General features: G+C 46.2%; 20 protein-coding genes and 1 pseudogene. 4 read left to right on the top strand and 17 right to left on the bottom strand.

Annotated elements, in window-relative coordinates; translation table 11 throughout:
• Positions 1-41: 41 nt before the first annotated feature.
• Together RE317_RS02880 and RE317_RS02875 are read left to right on the top strand one after the other, a co-directional pair.
• Entirely contained in the window at positions 42-1,271 is a 1,230-nt protein-coding gene (locus RE317_RS02880) for a site-specific integrase (protein ID WP_008670537.1), read from the top strand.
• A gap of 27 nt (positions 1,272-1,298) precedes the next feature.
• Positions 1,299-2,510 (top strand): site-specific integrase, encoded by a 1,212-nt coding sequence (locus RE317_RS02875; protein ID WP_008782100.1) that lies wholly within the window; start codon positions 1,299-1,301, stop codon positions 2,508-2,510.
• Between the two features lie 64 nt (positions 2,511-2,574).
• Here RE317_RS02875 and RE317_RS02870 read toward each other — a convergent pair whose 3' ends face one another.
• Both RE317_RS02870 and RE317_RS02865 read right to left on the bottom strand, forming a co-directional pair.
• Positions 2,575-2,868, bottom strand: a complete 294-nt coding sequence (locus RE317_RS02870) for a helix-turn-helix domain-containing protein (RefSeq protein ID WP_303266133.1) — start codon at positions 2,866-2,868, stop codon at positions 2,575-2,577.
• Positions 2,869-2,880: 12 nt separating this feature from the next.
• A complete protein-coding gene (locus tag RE317_RS02865; protein ID WP_080598104.1) occupies positions 2,881-3,084 on the bottom strand; it encodes a helix-turn-helix domain-containing protein in 204 nt (67 codons plus the stop codon).
• 206 nt (positions 3,085-3,290) lie between these two features.
• On the opposite strand from RE317_RS02865, the gene RE317_RS02860 reads away from it, so the two are divergent.
• Positions 3,291-3,452: a hypothetical protein gene (locus RE317_RS02860; protein ID WP_165854373.1), complete on the top strand. Its 162-nt coding sequence runs from the start codon at positions 3,291-3,293 to the stop codon at positions 3,450-3,452.
• Between the two features lie 19 nt (positions 3,453-3,471).
• Here the strand turns inward: RE317_RS02860 and RE317_RS02855 are convergent, their stop codons facing one another.
• The 14 genes from RE317_RS02855 to RE317_RS02790 all read right to left on the bottom strand — a co-directional run bounded on the left by RE317_RS02855 (position 3,472) and on the right by RE317_RS02790 (position 17,336).
• Positions 3,472-3,684, bottom strand: a complete 213-nt coding sequence (locus tag RE317_RS02855) for a hypothetical protein (protein WP_005825814.1) — start codon at positions 3,682-3,684, stop codon at positions 3,472-3,474.
• 1,333 nt (positions 3,685-5,017) lie between these two features.
• On the bottom strand, positions 5,018-5,554 hold the full coding sequence (locus RE317_RS02850) for a methylglyoxal synthase (RefSeq protein WP_005654459.1): 537 nt from the start codon (positions 5,552-5,554) through the stop codon (positions 5,018-5,020).
• Between the two features lie 52 nt (positions 5,555-5,606).
• The gene (locus RE317_RS02845; RefSeq protein ID WP_005825802.1) at positions 5,607-6,416 is read right to left on the bottom strand and encodes an arginase family protein; all 810 of its coding nucleotides are present in this window, start codon (positions 6,414-6,416) and stop codon (positions 5,607-5,609) included.
• 16 nt (positions 6,417-6,432) lie between these two features.
• Positions 6,433-8,991, bottom strand: coding sequence for an alpha-glucan family phosphorylase (gene glgP / locus RE317_RS02840; protein ID WP_005654457.1), 2,559 nt, complete (start codon positions 8,989-8,991; stop codon positions 6,433-6,435).
• A gap of 27 nt (positions 8,992-9,018) precedes the next feature.
• Positions 9,019-11,265 (bottom strand): cation:proton antiporter, encoded by a 2,247-nt coding sequence (locus RE317_RS02835; protein WP_005825801.1) that lies wholly within the window; start codon positions 11,263-11,265, stop codon positions 9,019-9,021.
• Positions 11,266-11,278: 13 nt separating this feature from the next.
• The gene (pfkA, locus tag RE317_RS02830) at positions 11,279-12,265 is read right to left on the bottom strand and encodes a 6-phosphofructokinase (protein WP_005825800.1); all 987 of its coding nucleotides are present in this window, start codon (positions 12,263-12,265) and stop codon (positions 11,279-11,281) included.
• Between the two features lie 22 nt (positions 12,266-12,287).
• Entirely contained in the window at positions 12,288-12,785 is a 498-nt protein-coding gene (locus RE317_RS02825) for an RNA polymerase sigma factor (RefSeq protein WP_005825799.1), read from the bottom strand.
• Between the two features lie 101 nt (positions 12,786-12,886).
• The gene (locus RE317_RS02820; protein WP_005825798.1) at positions 12,887-13,315 is read right to left on the bottom strand and encodes an Hsp20/alpha crystallin family protein; all 429 of its coding nucleotides are present in this window, start codon (positions 13,313-13,315) and stop codon (positions 12,887-12,889) included.
• 75 nt (positions 13,316-13,390) lie between these two features.
• Entirely contained in the window at positions 13,391-14,140 is a 750-nt protein-coding gene (gpmA, locus tag RE317_RS02815) for a 2,3-diphosphoglycerate-dependent phosphoglycerate mutase (RefSeq protein WP_005825796.1), read from the bottom strand.
• 13 nt (positions 14,141-14,153) lie between these two features.
• Complete coding sequence (locus tag RE317_RS02810) at positions 14,154-15,203, bottom strand: class I fructose-bisphosphate aldolase (RefSeq protein ID WP_005825795.1); 1,050 nt, start codon at positions 15,201-15,203, stop codon at positions 14,154-14,156.
• Positions 15,204-15,231: 28 nt separating this feature from the next.
• Positions 15,232-15,714: a ferritin gene (locus RE317_RS02805; RefSeq protein ID WP_005859444.1), complete on the bottom strand. Its 483-nt coding sequence runs from the start codon at positions 15,712-15,714 to the stop codon at positions 15,232-15,234.
• Positions 15,715-15,764: 50 nt separating this feature from the next.
• Positions 15,765-16,412, bottom strand: a complete 648-nt coding sequence (locus RE317_RS02800) for a MarC family protein (RefSeq protein WP_005851956.1) — start codon at positions 16,410-16,412, stop codon at positions 15,765-15,767.
• A gap of 102 nt (positions 16,413-16,514) precedes the next feature.
• Complete coding sequence (locus RE317_RS02795; RefSeq protein ID WP_008777875.1) at positions 16,515-16,967, bottom strand: ferritin-like domain-containing protein; 453 nt, start codon at positions 16,965-16,967, stop codon at positions 16,515-16,517.
• Between the two features lie 159 nt (positions 16,968-17,126).
• Positions 17,127-17,336 carry a hypothetical protein gene (locus RE317_RS02790; RefSeq protein ID WP_005654431.1) on the bottom strand — a complete coding sequence of 70 codons (210 nt, stop codon included), beginning with the start codon at positions 17,334-17,336 and terminating at the stop codon, positions 17,127-17,129.
• A 795-nt stretch (positions 17,337-18,131) separates the two neighbouring features.
• On the opposite strand from RE317_RS02790, the gene RE317_RS02785 reads away from it, so the two are divergent.
• Positions 18,132-18,407: a hypothetical protein gene (locus RE317_RS02785; protein WP_151881457.1), complete on the top strand. Its 276-nt coding sequence runs from the start codon at positions 18,132-18,134 to the stop codon at positions 18,405-18,407.
• A gap of 141 nt (positions 18,408-18,548) precedes the next feature.
• Here the strand turns inward: RE317_RS02785 and RE317_RS02780 are convergent.
• Positions 18,549-20,002: pseudogene (locus RE317_RS02780) on the bottom strand (IS1182 family transposase).
• Positions 20,003-20,150 lie beyond the last annotated feature (148 nt).

Here is a 20,150-nt window from a genome sequence, read left to right as displayed (position 1 = left end):
GCTTTTCAAAGGAGTATTTTTACAACCTAAAAAAGAGCGTTATGAAAGTGGAAAAATTCAAGGTGCTGCTCTACCTGAAAAAGAGCGAGCCGGACAAGACCGGCAAGGCCCCGATCATGGGACGGATCACCCTCAACCGCACGATGGCGCAGTTCAGCTGCAAGCTCTCCTGTACCCCCGGGCTATGGAACGCGCGTGAGAGCCGATTGAATGGCAAGAGCCGGGAAGCGGTGGAGACCAATGAAAAAATAGAGAGGCTGCTGCTTGCCGTACACTCGGCCTTCAATTCCCTCATGGAAAGGAAAAAGGATTTCGATGCCGCCGCGGTCAGGGACATGTTCCAGGGTAACGCGGGCATGCAGATGACCCTGCTCAAACTTCTCGACCGGCACAATGAGGAGATGAAGGCCCGTGTCGGCGTGGACCGTGCACCGACGACAATGTCGACCTACGTGTACACCCGGCGCACCCTTGCCGAATTCATCAAAACGGAATTCAAGGTCTCGGACCTCGCCTTCGGACAGCTCAACGAGCAGTTCATCCGTGACTATCAGGATTTCTGCCTGGAAAAGAAGAAACTGGCAATGGAGACGGTGCGCCATTACCTGTCCATCCTGAAAAAGATCTGCCGCATCGCCTACAAGGAGGGGCACTCGGAGAAATACCATTTCTGCCACTTCAAGCTGCCCAAGCAGAAGGAGACAACACCGAAAGCACTCAGCCGGGAGAATTTCGAGAAGCTACGCGATCTGGAGATACCGGAAAAACGCAGGTCACATGTCATCACCCGGGACCTCTTCCTCTTCGCCTGTTACACCGGCACCGCCTATGCCGATGCGGTAAGCATCACCCGGGAGAACCTCTTCCAGGATGACGAGGGCAGCCTCTGGCTGAAATACCGGCGGAAGAAGACCGACTACCTCGGACGCGTCAAGTTGCTGCCGGAAGCACTCGCGTTGATCGGGAAGTATCGTGACGATACCCGCATCACCCTCTTCCCGCCGCAGGACTACCATACGCTCAGGGCCAACATGAAATCCCTGCGCCTGATGGCGGGGCTGAGCCAGGACCTTGTCTACCACATGGGAAGGCATTCTTTCGCCTCATTGGTCACGCTCGAGGAGGGAGTGCCGATCGAGACCATCAGCAAAATGCTGGGACACTCCAACATAAAGACCACCCAGATATATGCCCGTGTAACTCCGAAGCGACTGTTCGAGGACATGGACAGGTTCGTCGAGGCAACCCGCGATTTGAAACTTATTCTTTAATCCTTAAACAATTAAACAATCATTATCATGCGCAGTACATTTAAGCTTTTATTCTACATCAACCGTAACAAGGTAAAATCGGACGGCACGACCGCCGTCCTCTGCCGGATCAGCATCGACGGAAAGAAATCGGCTGTCACGACAGGCATCTATTGCAAACCCGGAGACTGGGACAGCAAGAAGTGTGAAATCAAAACAGCCAGGGAGAACAACCGCCTTACCGCCTTCCGAGGCCGGCTGGAAGAGGCGTACGGGAACCTGCTGAGGAACCAGGGAGTGGTCACGGCAGAGCTGCTCAAGACCACCGTATCCGGTGCCAATTCCGTGCCGGAATACCTCCTGCAGGCCGGAGAGGTGGAACGCGAACGGCTCAGGGTCCGCTCCAAGGAGATCAATTCCACCTCCACCTACCGCCAGTCGAAGACCACGCAGCTTAACCTCAGGCAGTTCATCGAATCCCGCGGGATGAAGGACATCGCCTTTTCGGACATCACCGAAGAGTTCGCCGAATCGTTCAAGGTCTTTCTCAAGAAAGAGCTGGGACACAGGAACGGACACGTGAACCACTGCCTGTGCTGGCTCAACCGGCTCATCTACATCGCCGTGGACCGGGAAGTATTGCGTGCCAACCCGATAGAGGACGTGGCATACGAGAGGAAAGAAGCGCCTAAACTAAGGCATATCAGCCGCAGTGAACTGAAGCGGATGATGGAAACCCCGCTGCCCGACCCGATGATGGAGCTGGCGCGCAGGACGTTCATCTTCTCCTCGCTGACCGGTCTGGCCTACGCGGATACGAGGGCTCTCCATCCCCGTCACATCGGAACGACCTCGGAAGGAAGAAGGTATATCCGCATCCGCCGCGCCAAAACGGACGTGGAGGCGTTCATCCCGCTGCATCCCATAGCCGGACAGATACTGGATCTTTACAACACCACGGATGACGACAGGCCGGTATTCCCGCTGCCGGTCCGCGATGTCCTCTGGTACGAGGTACATGGAATGGGTGTGGCATTAGGCATGAAAGAGAACCTGTCCTACCACATGGCCCGGCATTCGTTCGGGACCCTGACACTGACCGCGGGCATTCCGATAGAGAGCATCGCCAGGATGATGGGCCATACGAATATCGACAGCACGCAGGTCTACGCCCAGGTCACCGACCGGAAGATATCCTCGGACATGGACCGGCTGATGGAAAGAAGAAAGCCTGCGGCCGGCAAGGAAGCCGCAGGCTAAATAAAAATTGCCGTCGGAATCGTAAATGCAATTCCGGCGGCAATCCTTAAACTTGAATACGATATTATACCAATGCAGCGTGATAGTTCTCCTCCAGCAGCTTCTCGATGTCCGATTGCCTGTACAGGATCTTCCCGCCAAGCTGGATATAGGGAATCCGTCCTTGGTCCCTGTAATCCTGCAGGCACCTGCGGCTGATCTTCAACGTCCCGGAAAGCTCCCTGTCGGTCAGGCACCGTTCCCCGTTGAAGGGAGGACGGTTGTCACGGGCAAGACGTTCCACTTTTTTCTCCATGTTGTCCAGCAGGGCAAAGAACCTGCGGGCACGTTCGTTCTCCTTGTCGATAATGCCTTCCATCTCTTCCGCTCTTTAAAGGTTTCCGTTCTTTCTTCCCTCTCTCACAGCCTTCTCCTTGCGTCTGATGCCGACGTAGGTTATCAGCCTCTCCACGTCTTCGGGCTTGTAATAGAACTTGCGCTGGAGGCGGGTGAACGCCAGCCGTCCGGTATCGCGGAGGGTCTGCAGGGTACGCGGCGAGATGTCAAGGCGCAGGCAGACATCCTGGCCGTCCAGTCACTCTCCGGGTTCCTTACGGCGGTTTCTCTCATACAATCTGTCCACATGTGCGGACAGGTTCTCGGCGCGTGCCAGCATCCTCTCAAGGACACCGGCCTCGATGTAGCATATTTCCATAATTTCAACTTGTTTAAATGTCAGTGCGAATATAAGGGAAGAAACCATGAGAGGCAAGCGCGACCGGTACACTGGCAGGAATAGTCATGGATAGTCGGTTTTTGTCATATGGCGCGGGAAAAATACTCCGTAGCCGGTCGGTTTTCACGACCCCCTTTGGAAAACCTGAAGGACGGGTGCGTCACGGCGATGAAAAAAGAAAAATCCCCACCGGAAGTGAAGCGACCCCAAACCGGCAGGGAGTGTAATAATAAAGGAACGGACTGTTCAGCCCTTGATGTAACCGTACTTTTTCAGGTCGTCCATGAAATGCTCCGGCGTGTCGGTCCTCACCGTCACCCCGTGCAGTTCCCTGTACCGCCCGGAGAAATTCACCATGTACTCCCCGTCGGTGCACCCGCTGTCAAACCAGCTGCCCTCACGCAGGACGCGTACAAACTCGGAAGGGCCGGAGGCGGCAATCCTGCCGCCATCCGCCAAAATACCTGATCTCGTTTTTTTTATTATCGGTATTTCAAATGTCTCAAAAGCCTCTTTGACAGGTTACCATCCGGGATGATCGCCTGAATTCGCATGTACCGGATTTTCTATTTACCAGATTCCATAATGGTTCCTGCCATCCGTTTTTTCTCTGCGGCTGTCGCTTTTTTCCTCGTGGCATCATGGTCTGTTACCGGATGGGAAAAGCCATCTCCATCACAACCATGAATTATAGTGTAGCCATATTTGTATATAGCCGTATGATACGCTATCCGGATAATGCTATCACAGAATTGCGATATAGCCGGATATCAAAATAGGGATAGCCGGGAGCGAAGGGAGCACGCATCCTTCCGGATATAGATATCTCAAAATCTCCATTTGCAGAAGTGTATAAATATCAATCCATTAATGGAGATTATAAAGAAAAAACATAAGTCACACACGACTACCTGTCATTCTCCATTTGCGGATGTGTAGAAGTAGCAATCCATTAATGGAGACGATGAAGAAAAACAATAAGGCGTATACGGCTACCTGTTATTCTCCATTTACAGATGTGTAGAAGTATCAATCCATTAATGGAGACGATGAAAAAACAATAAGGCGTATACGGTTACCTGTTATTCTCCATTTGCAGAAGTGTAGAAGTAGCAATCCATTAATGGACAATAGGGCATGTAAAGGGCAGATTTTCCGTATATTCGCCTCCTTATCCCCGAATTATGGGCGTAAGTCACATGGTCATGGAGATATATCTATCCTTTAATGGGGAGAACAGCCGGCAAATATCTGATGGAAAAGCCCCACAAACCACAGGAAAATAGCCACACAATGGTCTGATACACAATAATTATTGGAGAAACATGGTCCGCCCCTGCGGACAGCAAGTTGTGTTTTCGTTAAACGAAAATCGTACGGTTTAACGGCAACCTGCCGCCAAACCGTCCCTACCCCCTGATGCTCCGGAGTCGTGGGGGATAAGCTACCGGCATGTTCCATGTCCCTTTGGCATGGGATCCTGCGGATGAATCCGGGCACAGAAAGGCGATTTTCGCATAATTTTTCACAAGGTAGTTCCAGAAAAAACTGGTAGCAAGACTTTGCTGGAAGGACTAAACAAGAAGGTGAAAGGAGTGATGTACACCCGCAATGCCCTTGTCCTTTTTCGACTGGGATGCATAAAGGAAGCGAAATATTTTATAAGTGGTTTCTTTCCACCAACCCTTCTGGTTGGTGGAAGCAGATTACCATTCAGTAGATACCAGTTCTGAAAGATGTAAACAACTTGTTTCTTAGATAGCCTTATAAATATGCTACTACTTATTACAGTTCATTTGGAAATGTTATTCTCACTTTTATTCCTCCGCTTTTTCACTTGCTCCACTGCTTCAGATATGATTCCCTTGTTTTCAAAACGCTGCGTGTAATTGGTATAATCCGGATGAATACGTTCGTAAGTTGGGTCAGTGAATAAAGGACTCGTAATAATGTGGTCCGCAGTCGAACGGTTACAGCAGAAAACAATATTTTCAACTCCAGCCAGTCTGGTCAATGCTTTCACATCCGTATCGTGCGGCTGTAGTGTCATCGGATCTGTAAAAAAGAACAGATAGTCTATTTCTCCTTCTACGATCCGCGAACCAATTTGCTGGTCACCTCCTAAAGGACCAGATTTCAGGATTGTGATATCCCATTTGATTTCAGGATGTTTTTCTTCAAGGGCTTTTTTAATTAGTGTACCGGTTGTACCCGTACAATAGAATTTATGTCCTATCAGACGTTCCGAGTTCCAGAGAACCCACTCTATCATGTCTTTTTTCATTGCATCGTGTGCAACAAGCCCAATTCTTCGAACAATTGTTTTCATAAAGCTAAATTATTTTTATATGATAAATTATAATAACAAGAAAAAACTAATTCTATTGAAGGCCGGAGGATGACCGGATAAGTCTGAGCAATTCTTTGTTTGCCCGGCTATCCATGATGGTTTCCCGTTTTTCTTCAAAAAGATTGAGTGTTGTGGAGCATTCCCCACAGATGTCAATGCCCACTACCTGTTCTTTCTGAAGAATAACAGCCAGCAGTTTCTCCAATTCCCATAAGCTGAGAGAACCTTGATCCCAGTTTGTTGCTGCCGAAGCCGGATTCAAGACATCCTTGTCTATGGAAATGTAAACCGGCCCGTTGATATGTCCGGAAGAAAAGTCCTGCCAACCCTCTTCGTGCATGAGCGTAGTTTCACTGTAAAACCGGACTTGTCTTTCATATCCTTTCGGCACAGCCTGTATCAGTTTGTCTGAAGCACCTACGATAATTACTTTCTTGCAGTTGTTGTTATGGTCCAATATATCCTTTACCCAACTTCCGCAAGAAAGTATGTTGTCAAACAACGGTGGCTGCATATCGGGATGGTGGTCGAACACAATCAGCGAAAACGGAGTTTCGAGTTTGTCTGTCCAGAATTTAGTCAAATAATGATAATTGCCTGAATCGATGAAATGGACTCCCTCCGCCGGATAATCAGCAATCATCCGCTTCAAAGCCAAAGTACCATCCCTGTCACAGTAGCCCTCTGTACCATAAAGATGACGACAGTCCAGCCATATAAACTTATTGTTCCGGGCAAACGCCTCGTAGTCATACACTCCCGTGAAGTTCATGATGATGATCGGCCATGCTATCCGTTTATCTGTTTTTTGATTTTGCCCGCTCATACGTTGTTTTTGCATATCCTTTTACTGTTCATTAAAACCATCGTACATAACAGAAATCTTGCCGGTGAGGTAACAAAGCATTCTTGGGATACATACGGAAGGCCTGCTTGAAGCTTCCGGCGTTGAAAATGCCGGATGTCGCCTTAAAGGTATATAAATTCCCATTCTTGGAAACTGACGAAAGGGGAATTACCTCATATATGTGATCCTGACCGCCTTCATGCCTGATAATGACCGATTCTATTCCGATTGCGTCATCCAGGCCTTTCTCATCAACGACAACCGTCACCTCATATTCCTTTCCGGCTTCAACCGTGGCATTCAGCCCATTCCCAGCCTCTATGGATTTGATTTCTATGGCATCCCATCTGCTCCGGACGTTTGCTTTCCAGTCAGCCATCATTTTCGCCTTCGCAAAGTTGTCGGCTGCCAGAATATGGAAATGCTCTGACAGCTTGTTATAGAACCTGTCATAGTAGTCGTCCAACTGTCTTTTCATGGTAAAATGGGGAGCGATTTGTGCGATTGAGTTCTTGATATACTTGACCCAGTTTTCCGAATAGTTCTTCCCCCCATGCTCGTAATATAGTGGCAGGATGTCATGCTCCAACAAATAATAGATGGCTTCGGCATCCAGCTGGTTTTGGTACTGTTCATTCTGATAAGTACTTTTATCGGTCAGTGCCCATCCGGCATCCTTGCGGTATCCTTCATACCACCAACCGTCCAGCACGGAGAAATTAAGCACACCGTTCATCAATGCCTTCTCGCCCGACGTACCCGAAGCTTCTGCCAACCGCGTAGGGGTATTCATCCAGATATCCACACCCGAGATAAGATGGCGCGCCAGGTCCATGTCGTAATTCTCCAAGAATATGATTTTACCTAAAAATTCCGGGCGCCGGGATATTTCCACGATTTGCTTGATCAGTCCCTGCCCGGCACCGTCATTGGGATGGGCTTTGCCTGCAAAGATGAACTGTACCGGATATTTCGGATTATTCACGATCCTAGCAAGTCGGTCTATATCCGTGAACAGAAGATGAGCCCTCTTATATGTAGCAAAACGGCGTCCGAAACCTATTAGAAGGGCATCGGGATTGAATCTCTCAAAAATGGAAACGCTCAATGCCGGATCAACCTGACTCCTGAGCCAGTCCTTGCTGCATTTGCTTTTGATATAGTCCAGCAATTTTGCTTTCTGTTTTAACCGGGTATTCCATATCTCTTCATCTGGGATGCCATAGACAGCCTCCCAGATTTTCTGATTGGACTGGTCACAGAAAAAGTTCTCATCAAAATTGTCCTTGAAAAGCTTTTTCCATTCTGCCGCACACCAGGTAGGCAGATGTACCCCGTTGGTTACATAACCCACATGGTTCTCTTCCGGGAAGTATCCCTTCCAGATCGGCGCAAACATTTGCTGGGATACCGATTTATGTAACTTGCTGACGCCGTTTACCTCCTGGCAGGTCTTGCAGGCGAAGACAGACATGCAGAAACGTTCCTCCTTGTCTCCCGGATTGTGACGCCCGAGATCCATCAGGTTATCCCAGGTTATACCCAACTTGCCAGGATATCCCTTCATATATTTATTGAAAAGCCCTTCGTCAAAATAATCATGACCAGCGGGTACGGGAGTATGTACGGTATAAAGTGAGGAAGCACGTACCAGCTCCATGGCCTGCCCAAAATTCAAGCCGCCATTTATGTAATCACAAAGCCGCTGGATATTGATCAATGCGGCATGCCCCTCATTACAGTGATATACATCCTTCGTTATACCCAAAGCTTTCAGCGTCATCATCCCGCCTATGCCAAGCAGAATTTCCTGTTTTAGCCGATTCTCCCAGTCACCTCCATACAGATGGTGAGTGATAGGGCGGTCAAACTCGCTGTTGAGTTCATTGTCCGTATCCAGCAGATAAAGGGGGATACGCCCCACACTGGCTTTCCAAACATTGGCATGTACCACAAAACTGTCGGCATAGGGGACGTGGATTACCAGTTGTTTCCCATCCGGTTGCATTACCTTTTCAATCGGGAGCTGCCCGAAATTCTGCGCTTTATAATTGACTGTCTGCTGGCCGTCCATGGAAAGCGACTGGTCAAAATAACCGTAACGGTACAAAAGTCCTATGGCACAAAGGTCCACATTGCTGTCCGACGCCTCTTTCAGGTAATCCCCCGCCAACATTCCCAAACCACCGGAATATATCTTAAGAACTTCATCCAAGCCGTATTCCATGCTGAAATAAGCTATTGACGGGCGCTGGTGGTCCGGTTCCACATCGATGTATTTTTTGAAGGCGGAATAGACGGCATCCATTTTATAGACAAAGTTCTCATCATGTGCCAGCGCTACCAGCTTTTCATAATTTATCCGCTCCAGAAACAATACCGGATTCTGTTCCACCTCTTTCCAAAGTCCCGGGTCCAAATCACAATACAGTTTCTTTACGTCATCATTCCATGTCCACCAGAGATTATGTGCGATTTCTGCAAGCTTCCGCAGTTCTGCAGGAAGATGTGAACCTACTGTAATCTCCCTCCATTGAGGGGTATTTACATTATAACTTGAATATTCCATGACATTTTATATTAAATTAAATAAGTTCTAATCTTTATTCAATCCTTTTATTATTTTTCGTTTACCGACAATCCATACCGTATCATTCTCCTTGAAAATTGTATCAGGGTCTGGATTCATAATATTCACGGTACTTCTCTCTATTCCGATAATGATGCTATCCGATATGTCTGCCTCCCGGATCGTCTTTCCGATCAATGGTGAACCTCCTTCGACAGGAAATTGCCCTATTTCCATCTCATCCTGCGAGGATGTTCCGTTCCCGTTCCTTTCTACCTTCTTTTGCTCCATGGATGTCCGGAAGCTTTCCAACTGCCGGTCCGTACCTACGACCGTAACCTTGTCATATGGATAGAGATGCTCTTCCCCTTGTGGTATATCCAGGCGTTTTTCTCCACGGGTGATTGAAATCACATTTATCTGAAACAAGGTGCGCAGGCTGCTTTCTTTTAATGTTCTGCCCACATATATGGAATCAGGGGATACTGTGAAATCCGCCAAATGTAATTCCTTGAACGGGATATTGCTGCCAAGGGTGGAGCCTGTATCACTTTCTGTAGAAAGTCCATTCCCATCCGTCCCTTGAAAGTTTGCCATAAATTGTCTCTCTATAGTCAGCGACCGTTTCTTGATCCGCTTGGAGAAATAAATGACGGCAATGATAAGGGAAGAAACTACCAGCCCGGCTCCCAAGGCAACATTGAAAAGATGGGTAATGATACTCATCATGATAATCGTGCAAATCAGTATTTTGACAAGTACGATTGATACCAAAGGCCCTCTGTTGAACTTGTTGTCCGTCCAGAGTTTACGGAACTCGGCTGAATTGTTCTTTTTCATGATGATGGCCCATAGAAACGGGGATATGACAAGAAAGATGATGATGAAGCCCAACAAGTTCCCTTCCATTCCCGGCAGACTTTTCCTAATCAAAGGATGCACATAGGAAAAATATAAAGTGATGAAAAAAACGCATACGACCAGATAGAGTGTGACAGACACCAGCATAGACCGGATCAGTTTATGCCAAGTGCCCTGGTGTTTTACAGTCATTGCCCCGGACGTATAGTGTACGAGATAATCTTTCAGGAATCCAGGCATGTGGATGTCTATAAACCGGTATGCCGGTTCCGAAAGCCGTATCATATAGGGGGTAAGAAAAGTCGTTATGACAGATACGGCCACTATAACCGGATAGAGATACTTGTCCGTGACATTCAGACTGACGCCTAAAGATGCGATGATGAATGCGAACTCACCGACCTGTGTCAGTGAAAAGCCGGACTGTATGGCAATTTTCAACGGCTGGCCGGAAAGCAGGACACCAAAGCTCCCGAACAGGACCTGACCGGACAGTACCAGCAATGTCAGGATAAGAATAGGGACGGCATATTCCCACATCATGGCAGGATCGATCATCATTCCCACCGACACGAAAAATATGGAAGCGAACAGGTCTTTTACCGGCTGTACGATATGTGCGATTTTTTCCGCTTCAACGGTCTCTGCCAGCAGGGACCCCATGACAAAGGCTCCCAATGCGGCAGAAAATCCCGCTTTTGTCGCAATCATCACCATTCCCAGGCAAAGTCCCAGAGAGGTTATCAATAAAATCTCGTTGCTGGTGAAACGGCGTATCTTCTTCAGCAGGGTAGGTATCAGATAGATACCCAATGCCGACCAGAAAATCAGGAAAGCGGCCAGCTTCAATATACTTTCCAGCATCTCCTTCCCTTCAAAATGTTTGCCTACCGCCAACGTGGAAAGAATAACCATCATCACTACCGCCACCAGATCTTCGATGACAAGAATCCCCAAGACAATGCCGGTGAATTTCTGTTGGAGAAGTCCCATGTCATTGAAGGCCTTGAATACGATGGCCGTGGACGACATGGACAACATTCCACCCAGAAAAATACTGCTCATGTGGGAGAACCCCATTGCATTCCCCGCTGTATAGCCTATGAACATCATGCCACATACAATAGTGACAGTGGCAACGATAGCCGTAATGCCCACATTTATCAATTTCTTGAACGAAAAGTCCAGTCCCATCGCGAACAGCAGAAAAATGACACCGATGTCCGCCCATATTTTGATATTGGCAGGATCGGAAACAGTCGGGACCAGGGAAACGGAAGGACCCGCCATAATACCGGCTACAATGTAGCCCAATATGACCGGTTGCTTCAGCCACTTGAAAATGACGGTTACAATACCGGCAATAATCAGAATTATGGCAAGATCCGATATTAAAGGAGCAACTTCTGACATATTAACGGTTATTTTAGATCGATAATTCGTTAAGGACCCGGATCAGGCTTTTGTCAATAGGCTTGTCCTTTTTGATTGCCTGGACAAAAGGAACATAAACAATCTCGTTGTTCCGTATGCCTATCATAACATTTCGCTGGCCTTCCATTAAGGCCTGGATTGCGGCTTCACCCAGCCGGCTTGCCAGTATGCGGTCATTGGCACTCGGAGCGCCACCCCGTTGCAGATGGCCCAGGATAGAAACCCTGACATCATATCCGGGATATTCCTTCTTTACCCGGTCGGCGTAATACATGGCACCTCCATTCTTGTTTTCAGGACTTTCGGTCACAATTACGATGCTGCTGTTTTTCGTCTTTCTGAATCCACGTCCGATGAATGTTTCCAACTGGTCCACGTCCGTCCGGTCTTCCGGAATGATGGCCGCTTCAGCACCGGAAGCTATTGCGCTGTTTTGTGCCAGGAAGCCCGCATCACGCCCCATCACCTCGACAAAGAAAATGCGGTCGTGCGAGGTGGCCGTATCCCGGATTTTGTCCACACACTCCACGATGGTGTTCAGGGCCGTATCATATCCTATGGTAAAATCGGTGCCGTACAGATCATTGTCAATGGTGCCGGGCAATCCTATGCACGTCACATCATACTCCTCCGCAAAGATCCGGGCTCCCGTCAGGGAACCGTCTCCACCGATAATTATCAATGCATTGATGTTCTCTTTCTGTATGATCTCATAAGCTTTCTTGCGTCCTTCGGGAGTGATGAAAGTCTCGGAGCGGGCTGTTTTCAGTATGGTACCTCCCCTCTGGATAATGCTGCTTACGTCTTCCGTAGTGAGTTCTTTCACTTCACCGGCAATCAGCCCCTCGTAACCTCTATAAATTCCTTTCACTTTAAATCCGTTAAAAATAGCGGCGCGGGTCACGGCACGGATGGCCGCGTTCATTCCGGAAGCGTCCCCTCCGGAAGTCAGAATTCCTATATATTCATCTTTTTTCATCTATCTCAGTTCTTGTTTTGTTTCATTCTGCCAATATAGCTTTCAGTTTTTTCCGGCAGTGAAAAATACGGCTCTTTATAGTTCCCAAACTCACGCCGGTTCTTTCCGCTATCTCACGGTATTTGAATCCTGACAGGTACATCTCAAAAGGTATGAAATGTGACTCCGGTACACTTTTGATGGCATTACGTATCTTTTCCAGGTCATAGTTCTTGTCCACCTCCTCTGTACGGGACTCGTCCATGATCCGCGAATAATATGCAGGATCGGAGGATATGTACAGGCGGGTATGACCGACCTCCGCCCGGTAACCGTTGATAAACGTGTTGCGCATGATGATAAACAGCCACCCTTTGAAATTCGTGTTCTTGTTGTAACTTTCTTTGTGAAGCATTGCCTTGAGCAGGGTATCCTGCAACAGGTCTTCCGCCTTCTCCCTGTTAGCTGTCAGTTTGTACGCAAAACGGAACAGTTCGTCCTGTACGCCAAGTAGTTCTTTTTCAAAATTGAATTCCTTCATCGGTTGTGCCGGTTCCCTGTTCCGGAAGTGTCTGTTAAAGGTCGGACGGCTTTTCCGAACAAGAAAAGCCTGTCCGACCTTACGACATTCCAGATCTGGAATTATTTAACCTCGATAGCCTTGAAAGTTTTTTGTTTTTCTTCCTCCTTCATTTTCGGGATTTCAATGGACAGAATCCCGTGTTCGACTTTTGCGGAGATCTTATCCTTCTCCACATTTTCAGGCAGCAGGATGGTCTGCTGGAACTTGGAATATGAGAATTCGCGGCGGAGATACTTCTTGTCTTTCTTCTCCTCCTTCTTCTCTTCTTTCTTTTCCATGCAGATTGTCAGGTTGTTGTTCTCGTCAACATTCACCTTGAAATCATCCTTTGTCATTCCGGGAGCCGCCATTTCAACCTTGTAGTCCTTGTCATTCTCAATGACATTGATGGCAGGAGCCGTAACTCCCGTTTTTGCCAGCCACTCATTCTCGAAGAAATCGTTAAAAATACTCGGCAACCAGTTTGAGTTTGTTTTTACAGGTACCATTTTTACCTCCTTTTTTAATTGTTAATAAATAAAATATTCAAAAAGACAATACAATCCAGTCTGATTGACTGACTTTTATCGTCTGATCATACCTTGTTCGGCTACAGCCTTTGTCCGTTTCCGTATCTCTTCCGGGTTTCCAAGGTAGTAGTCCTTGACAAGAACCAGTCTGTCGTCAAATTCAAAGACATAAGGAACCGCCGTAGGCAGGTTCAGGTTGGAAATATCCGTATCGGAAATCCCTTTGAGATGCTTGATGATTCCGCGCAGGCTGTTGCCATGGGCGACTACCAGCAGGCTGTCCTTATACATCAATGCGGGAAAGATGATGCATTCCCAGTAAGGCATGACACGCCCAATAGCATCTTTCAGGGATTCCGTACGGGGAAGTTCCCTATCTGGCACACCGGCATAGCGGATATCCATGCCCGGATTACGGGGATCATCTTTGCCTACCGGAGCGGGAGCCACGTCATAGCTTCTTCGCCAGATGTGTACTTGTTCTTCACCATATTGGACCGTCGTCTCACTCTTATTCAGTCCTTGAAGCATGCCGTAATGCTTCTCGTTCAGCCGCCAGGTCTTTTCAACCGGAATCCAGTCTTCATCCAGCCGGTCCAGGACACAGTTCAACGTTTTTACGGCACGTTTCAAGTAAGAAGTGTAAGCTGCCTCAAAAGAAAATCCGGCCTCCCGTAATGCATCGCCTGCCTTGCAGGCTTCTTCGACTCCTTTCTCGCTTAAATCCACGTCCGTCCATCCGGTAAAACGGTTTTCTTTGTTCCATAGGCTTTCGCCATGACGTAATAACACTATTCTTTTCATGGATACTTCTCCTTTATGCAATGGTTATTGAAGAATCCAGATATACGTCCTGAATGGTGTTCAGAAGTTGAACTCCGTCTTTCATCGGTTTCTGGAAAGCCTTACGACCGCTGATCAGCCCCATACCACCTGCACGCTTGTTTACTACTGCCGTTACGACGGCATCATGCAGGTCGGATTCCCCATGGGATTCCCCGCCCGAGTTGATCAATCCGACACGTCCCATATAGCCATTCGCCACCTGATAACGACAAAGGTCTATCGGATGGTCAGTGGTCAGTTCCGAATACATACGCTCGTTTGTCTTTCCGAATCCGATAGCCTTGAAACCGCCGTTATTGGATGGGAGCTTCTGCTTCACGATATCGGCTTTGATGGTAACCCCGATATGGTTGGCTTGTCCTGTTAAATCGGCAGCGGCATGATAGTCGGTTTCATCCTTTTTGAAGCTGCTGTTTCTCAAATAGCACCATAAAATAGTAGCCATTCCCAGTTCGTGGGCATATTCAAAAGCCTGTGACACTTCTACTATCTGGCGGCGGCTTTGTTCCGAACCGAAATAAATGGTAGCGCCGACAGCTACAGCACCCATGTTCCATGCCTCTTTTACCGTACCGAACATTACCTGGTCGTAGCTGTTCGGATAAGTCAACAGCTCGTTATGGTTCAACTTCACGATGAAAGGAATCTTATGGGCGTACTTACGTGCCACAGCTCCCAGAACTCCGAATGTGGATGCCACGGCGTTGCATCCTCCTTCAATGGCCAGCTTTATGATGTTTTCGGGATCGAAATAAAGCGGATTGGGGGCGAAAGACGCTCCTGCAGAATGTTCTATCCCCTGATCCACCGGCAGGATGGAGACATACCCGGTATTGGCCAAACGCCCGTGCCCGTACAGGGCTTGTAGGCTCTCCAAGGTGCGTATATTCCTGTCGGAATTCATCCATACCTTATCTATCATATCCGGTCCCGGAATATGGATAAGTTGTTTGTCTATCGTCTTACATGTATGGTTCAGGTAGTACTCAGCCTGTCCTCCCAATAAATCTACTATTTTCATCTTATTTATTTTTATTGATTATTCTGGTTTATGACTCCCGTTCACCCAGTTTTGCATCCATAAAAAGGATAGCACTGTCTCCGGCTTTCCTTAGCCGACTAACAATATTGAGTACATTCGCTTCTTCTTCTACCTGCTCACGAACAAATTGCCACAAGAAGTTCTGAGTGGCATTGTCTTTCTCTTCGGATGCTACCTGTACCAATTCATCAATCAGTTTGGAAACATGTTTTTCATGCTCCAAAGCATGTTCGAATACTTCAACAGGGTTACCCCAACCTTGTGGAACCACATCGACCTTGTCCACTTTCGGGGTTGCCTCACGCTTAATCATGTACTCAGCAATGGCATATGCATGCCCGATCTCTTCTGCAGATTGTTTCTGCATCCAGCGAGCCATTCCGGAAAAGCCCTCTCTTTCCAGATAAAAAGACATCGATAAATACAGGTTGGCAGACCATAATTCTGCTGTGATTTGCTCATTCAGGGCATTTTGCAATTTTTCAGTCATGACGAATCAAACTTTTAATGTTAATAATAAATCCAAATTATCTCTCTTCTTTAAGAACAAGCATGGGCTTGTTTCAAAATTTCAATTAATACCGGACGTATCCCGCTGATAAAACATTCCACGGCGATCACCATCAGAATAAGTCCCATCAGTCTCATCATTACATTGTTTCCCGTCTCTCCCAAGATTTTTAAAAGCTGGGTGGACGCGCACAGAATAAAGAATGAAAGAATGCAGACCAAAGCGATTACGCCAAGCAATACTATTTTGAAAGTATATTCCGAAGCATCTTCCATCAATGTTATTCCACTGGAAATCGCTCCCGGACCGCATAACATCGGAATGGCAAGAGGTGTGATGGTTATATCTTTGGAATATTCTTTTCGTTCAGTTTCATTCAGTTTCACATGGGTGAAATGTGCCTGCAACATATCATATCCGATTTTAAAGATGATGATACCTCCCACAATCCGGAATCCGTCTGTTGAGATGCCGAAAAAATGAAACAGGAACCTGCCCGATAATGTAAAAAGGACTAATATGATAAATGCAATGGTACATGCTTTCAAGGCGATACATCTGCGTTCTTTCGTATCCATTCCATCAGTCATTTGCAGGAATACCGGCATCACTCCAAGCGGGTCCATCAAGGTGAATAGCGAAGTGAAACACAATGTTATATATACAAATATATCCATGATGACATATATTTTATTGTCGATTATTATATCGCAAAAAACATACCAGATAGCATTCTGCAATATTAAATTTTGCAGAATATCAATCTTAAATCCATACCGTCAAAAATAAGGTAGTCTCCGTTCGTTTTCCTTGGCGAGGATACGTAATAATTCCATAAATACCGTACTTACATATATACGGTCTGCATACAGCCCGCTGATGAAAGAATGGAAGGACATGTTCACATTCCGGCATAATATGAGAAATGTGTTTACCTGACATGATATGTACTGCTCGTGTTCAAGCAATTCATTCAGGGCATTCAATGGCGTTGTCCATTCATGTGTATCCCGTTTCATTTCATTGATTGCAACACATCCTCCATCATGGCATATCCGATTCATCATCTGATAAACCTTGTTCATATTGTCCTGTGCTTGGGAGTTTAGCCAGGAGCTAAGTATTGGAAGCCGTTCATCTTCAAAATAGACCTGCAATGACAGGTATAAACCGGTTGACCATATTTCTGTATTGATCAACTCATTCATGGCGTTTTCTATTCGTTTATCCATTATCACTCTGAATATTGAAAATCCATTACTAATATTATGTGTTATTCCCTGTATATAAAAATTCCATTCGATTGTGGGTAACCCATAAAACGGAATTCTTAAACGAGGCTTAAATAATAGGATACTTATCCGCATAGACAAATTGTCACAAAAATAGTGCTATGGTGTCTTTTTGTCTTGTCTTCCTTGCAGAATATCCAATAAGATATCCAGTTCTCTTTCTATTCCTTCAATCTTATCGGAAATACAGTCCAAAGTATTATGGTGCAGACTAGCTTTACAGTCCTGCAACTCTCTTGATAGAGAAAGTACCTGCAACCAAAGTTCTTCCTCTGTGTGACAGGGGGAGTTACTATTATCTAGTACCATAGAAGGAGAAGGCAGAAAAGTGTCTTGGCATGTAATTTGTATGATTATGATAATGAACGGTATGTCCCGAAAGAGACAGGATGGAAATGAAAGGATAGAATATTCCACAAAAGACAGTAACAAACGAAGGGGGGGGAAGTCGTTGGAGACAGTTGTCTCGCTTTTAAAACAAGTTGCTTTCATAATGTTTATAATAAGCCAACCCTGTTCCCTGGAGTTGTGTTTATATAAAGTTAAGCGTGGGAACTTTGGTATTACCGTTCAGAAGTATCCCCATACTCAACAACATATAATACACAAAGCCCCACGCCTATATATAACAAAAATCTATATAAATAGTACGTGGAGCGTCCAATGTATTATCCAATTGTTGTTTCGAAATTGGGGATTTCCTGAACTTGGATAATGCCTTAACGCTTTACTATAAATCTTCTATTTTTAAAAGACTAATACAAATGTAATAAAAGAAATGAATTCTTTCAAAGGAAATATCTCCTTTTTTAAGGGGTGGCTTAATTTTTCTTCATTAAAAGTCTTAGAATTACTGCCTGCCAAAGCCCGTCACAATTTTTTTGAAATCCTCAAGCTGTACATTAAGCTCTATATAGTACAAGCAGAAAAACAGACCATGATGCCGCAGGCAGTATAGGCCATAACCCACTCTTCCGTGAGTATCTTATCTATTTGACAATAATAAAAATGTAAAGGAGGATAATGGCATGGACAATATTCGTATCCCAATACATATAGGTTAACATATAAGGGAAAATGGTCACGGAGCCCACAAACCGTAGAATGAAAAAATATATTTCCATCGTGCACGGTTTATGCCTCTATCCGGATATTTGGCCGGTGCCGCAAAATGCACAATGTATACTCCATAAAAAACACCAGGGAGGAAAAATAAGTCATACTGAACAACGCCTGTCTGTAATGGGTCATGGATACAAATGGACTACAGATAATGGCTGCAATGGATATAACGATACAATCAAGCACAAAATAATGTACGAACGTGCCTATCAGTTGCATTTGGATGAAGCAGTACCACTTCATGCGATGTTTGGTTAGATTGAGTATGGATATAGGGGCTTAAAAATTAGACAGATACAAATTTACTAAAAAAGGAGAGGCTGTCTCAAAAGAGGTGTTTACAAACTTACTTTTGAAGATTTCATCCTTTCAAACTGCTTTTTCGTTGCCATAAGCCTCCTAAGAGGCTACTTTTGCAAGATTATATGCTATGGCTAGCAGGGCGAACTCAATTTCAACCTTCTTAAATCCACGAAGATGGAACCTCTTGAAGTGCTTGTTGTTCTTGAGGTTTCCAAATACGGCTTCCACATCCTGTGGTCGCTGACTGCGATATTTCAGACCTTCATCAGAGAGTAGCTTTTCACGTTCTCTTTCCTTGATTTTCCTCAGACGGTGATTTACCTGTACAATCCTTTCCGAGCGGCTTCTGTAGCACCGGCATCTTAACGGGCAGTCCTTATAGTTACGTGCCTTGTATCTTGATATGGTCTGCACAAAACCGTTGTTTGTTACCCGCCTTGCATCGGAGAGTCTTTCCATTCTCTGTCCCGTAGGACAATACATGCCGTCGGTTTCTTCGTTATGAAAATAATTGTACTTTATAAAGGTTTCAATGCCATGTCTGAAAGCATACAGATAGTTCTCTTCACTTCCGTATCCGGCATCACAGACAGACACGTCAGGGTATCTGCCGTAGAGGGAATGGAAATCATCCATATGCAGAGGATAGGTGGAGGTATCGCCCAACACTGATGGATGGTATAGTTCAGAATGAACTGTTTATTGGTACTGAACTGGGGATTGTATCCGGGTTTGAGTTGTCTGTTCTTCATATGGTCATCTTTCATGCGCATGAAAGTAGCATCATTGTCTGTCTTTGAGTAGCTGTTACGTCCGTCAAGTATCTTTCCCTGCGATTCATATTTCTTGAGCTGTTCAGGCCATGACTTCCTTACACGTCTTACCTTCGCTTTCATCTTCTTGTCAGCATCCACTCCATTCAGGGCATCATCTATCTGCCCGAGTGCCTTTTCCACTTTCTCCGGGGTGATATCCTGATAGGCAACCGGAGCGGAATCACGCAGTTCCTGCTTGGTGAGGGACTCGGCGTATTGCCATATCTCCTCAAGCTGTTCCGCGATTCTGGATATGCGGGTATGTATAGATTTGCCCCCCAGACGAACGTATAACGGTTGGCGTTCACCTCCATCTTCGTCCCGTCAGTACAGGCCACATCCAGACTTACAAAACCTTCCGCCACGAGAAACTTTACAATGGTTGCAAATATCGTCTTCAGCACATCCTTTAGCCGGCTGCTGCGGAAACGGTTGATGGTATTATGGTCAGGAGTTACATTGCCGGTAAGCCACATGAAGCGTATGTCATTACGACAGAACTCTTCTATGCGACGGCTGGAATAGATATTACGCAAATGCATAGACAAGAATCTGAAGCATCATGCGTGGGTGGTACGCAGAACAGCCTTTAGGGGAATACTTACGGTAAAGTGCTTCAAGGTTTATCTGTTCAATGATGCGGTGAACAACCCGGACCGGATCGTTCCGGGGAATAAAATCGCCTAAACATGGAGGTAAAAGCAGATTATCGTTGGATGTGTAACTTTTAAACATTATCTTTGGGATATCTTACTTGATGCCCTAAGATACAAAAAATTAGGGAGATGGGCAAGTTCTGGCTGAGCGAAGTTAGGGCTTACCCGATTTTTTGCAGACACAAAAAAGGCCATCCCAAAGTTTATTTGAGACAGCCTTGTTTATT

Origin of the sequence: Phocaeicola sp. GP0067 (assembly GCF_031119655.1) — a bacterium.
GTDB classification, from domain to species: domain Bacteria; phylum Bacteroidota; class Bacteroidia; order Bacteroidales; family Bacteroidaceae; genus Phocaeicola; species Phocaeicola vulgatus.
This window is presented reverse-complemented; position numbering and strand designations above follow the sequence as displayed.

What these genes read in the sequence shown, in the direction of transcription:
- RE317_RS02880 (WP_008670537.1), top strand. Translation starts at nt 42, where the DNA reads ATGAAAGTGGAAAAATTCAAGGTGCTGCTCTACCTGAAAAAGAGCGAG.
- RE317_RS02875 (WP_008782100.1), top strand. Translation starts at nt 1,299, where the DNA reads ATGCGCAGTACATTTAAGCTTTTATTCTACATCAACCGTAACAAGGTA.
- RE317_RS02870 (WP_303266133.1), bottom strand. Translation starts at nt 2,868, where the DNA reads ATGGAAGGCATTATCGACAAGGAGAACGAACGTGCCCGCAGGTTCTTT.
- RE317_RS02860 (WP_165854373.1), top strand. Translation starts at nt 3,291, where the DNA reads ATGGATAGTCGGTTTTTGTCATATGGCGCGGGAAAAATACTCCGTAGC.
- RE317_RS02850 (WP_005654459.1), bottom strand. Translation starts at nt 5,554, where the DNA reads ATGAAAACAATTGTTCGAAGAATTGGGCTTGTTGCACACGATGCAATG.
- RE317_RS02845 (WP_005825802.1), bottom strand. Translation starts at nt 6,416, where the DNA reads ATGCAAAAACAACGTATGAGCGGGCAAAATCAAAAAACAGATAAACGG.
- glgP (WP_005654457.1), bottom strand. Translation starts at nt 8,991, where the DNA reads ATGGAATATTCAAGTTATAATGTAAATACCCCTCAATGGAGGGAGATT.
- RE317_RS02835 (WP_005825801.1), bottom strand. Translation starts at nt 11,265, where the DNA reads ATGTCAGAAGTTGCTCCTTTAATATCGGATCTTGCCATAATTCTGATT.
- pfkA (WP_005825800.1), bottom strand. Translation starts at nt 12,265, where the DNA reads ATGAAAAAAGATGAATATATAGGAATTCTGACTTCCGGAGGGGACGCT.
- RE317_RS02825 (WP_005825799.1), bottom strand. Translation starts at nt 12,785, where the DNA reads ATGAAGGAATTCAATTTTGAAAAAGAACTACTTGGCGTACAGGACGAA.
- RE317_RS02820 (WP_005825798.1), bottom strand. Translation starts at nt 13,315, where the DNA reads ATGGTACCTGTAAAAACAAACTCAAACTGGTTGCCGAGTATTTTTAAC.
- gpmA (WP_005825796.1), bottom strand. Translation starts at nt 14,140, where the DNA reads ATGAAAAGAATAGTGTTATTACGTCATGGCGAAAGCCTATGGAACAAA.
- RE317_RS02810 (WP_005825795.1), bottom strand. Translation starts at nt 15,203, where the DNA reads ATGAAAATAGTAGATTTATTGGGAGGACAGGCTGAGTACTACCTGAAC.
- RE317_RS02805 (WP_005859444.1), bottom strand. Translation starts at nt 15,714, where the DNA reads ATGACTGAAAAATTGCAAAATGCCCTGAATGAGCAAATCACAGCAGAA.
- RE317_RS02800 (WP_005851956.1), bottom strand. Translation starts at nt 16,412, where the DNA reads ATGGATATATTTGTATATATAACATTGTGTTTCACTTCGCTATTCACC.
- RE317_RS02795 (WP_008777875.1), bottom strand. Translation starts at nt 16,967, where the DNA reads ATGGATAAACGAATAGAAAACGCCATGAATGAGTTGATCAATACAGAA.
- RE317_RS02790 (WP_005654431.1), bottom strand. Translation starts at nt 17,336, where the DNA reads ATGGTACTAGATAATAGTAACTCCCCCTGTCACACAGAGGAAGAACTT.
- RE317_RS02785 (WP_151881457.1), top strand. Translation starts at nt 18,132, where the DNA reads ATGAAAAAATATATTTCCATCGTGCACGGTTTATGCCTCTATCCGGAT.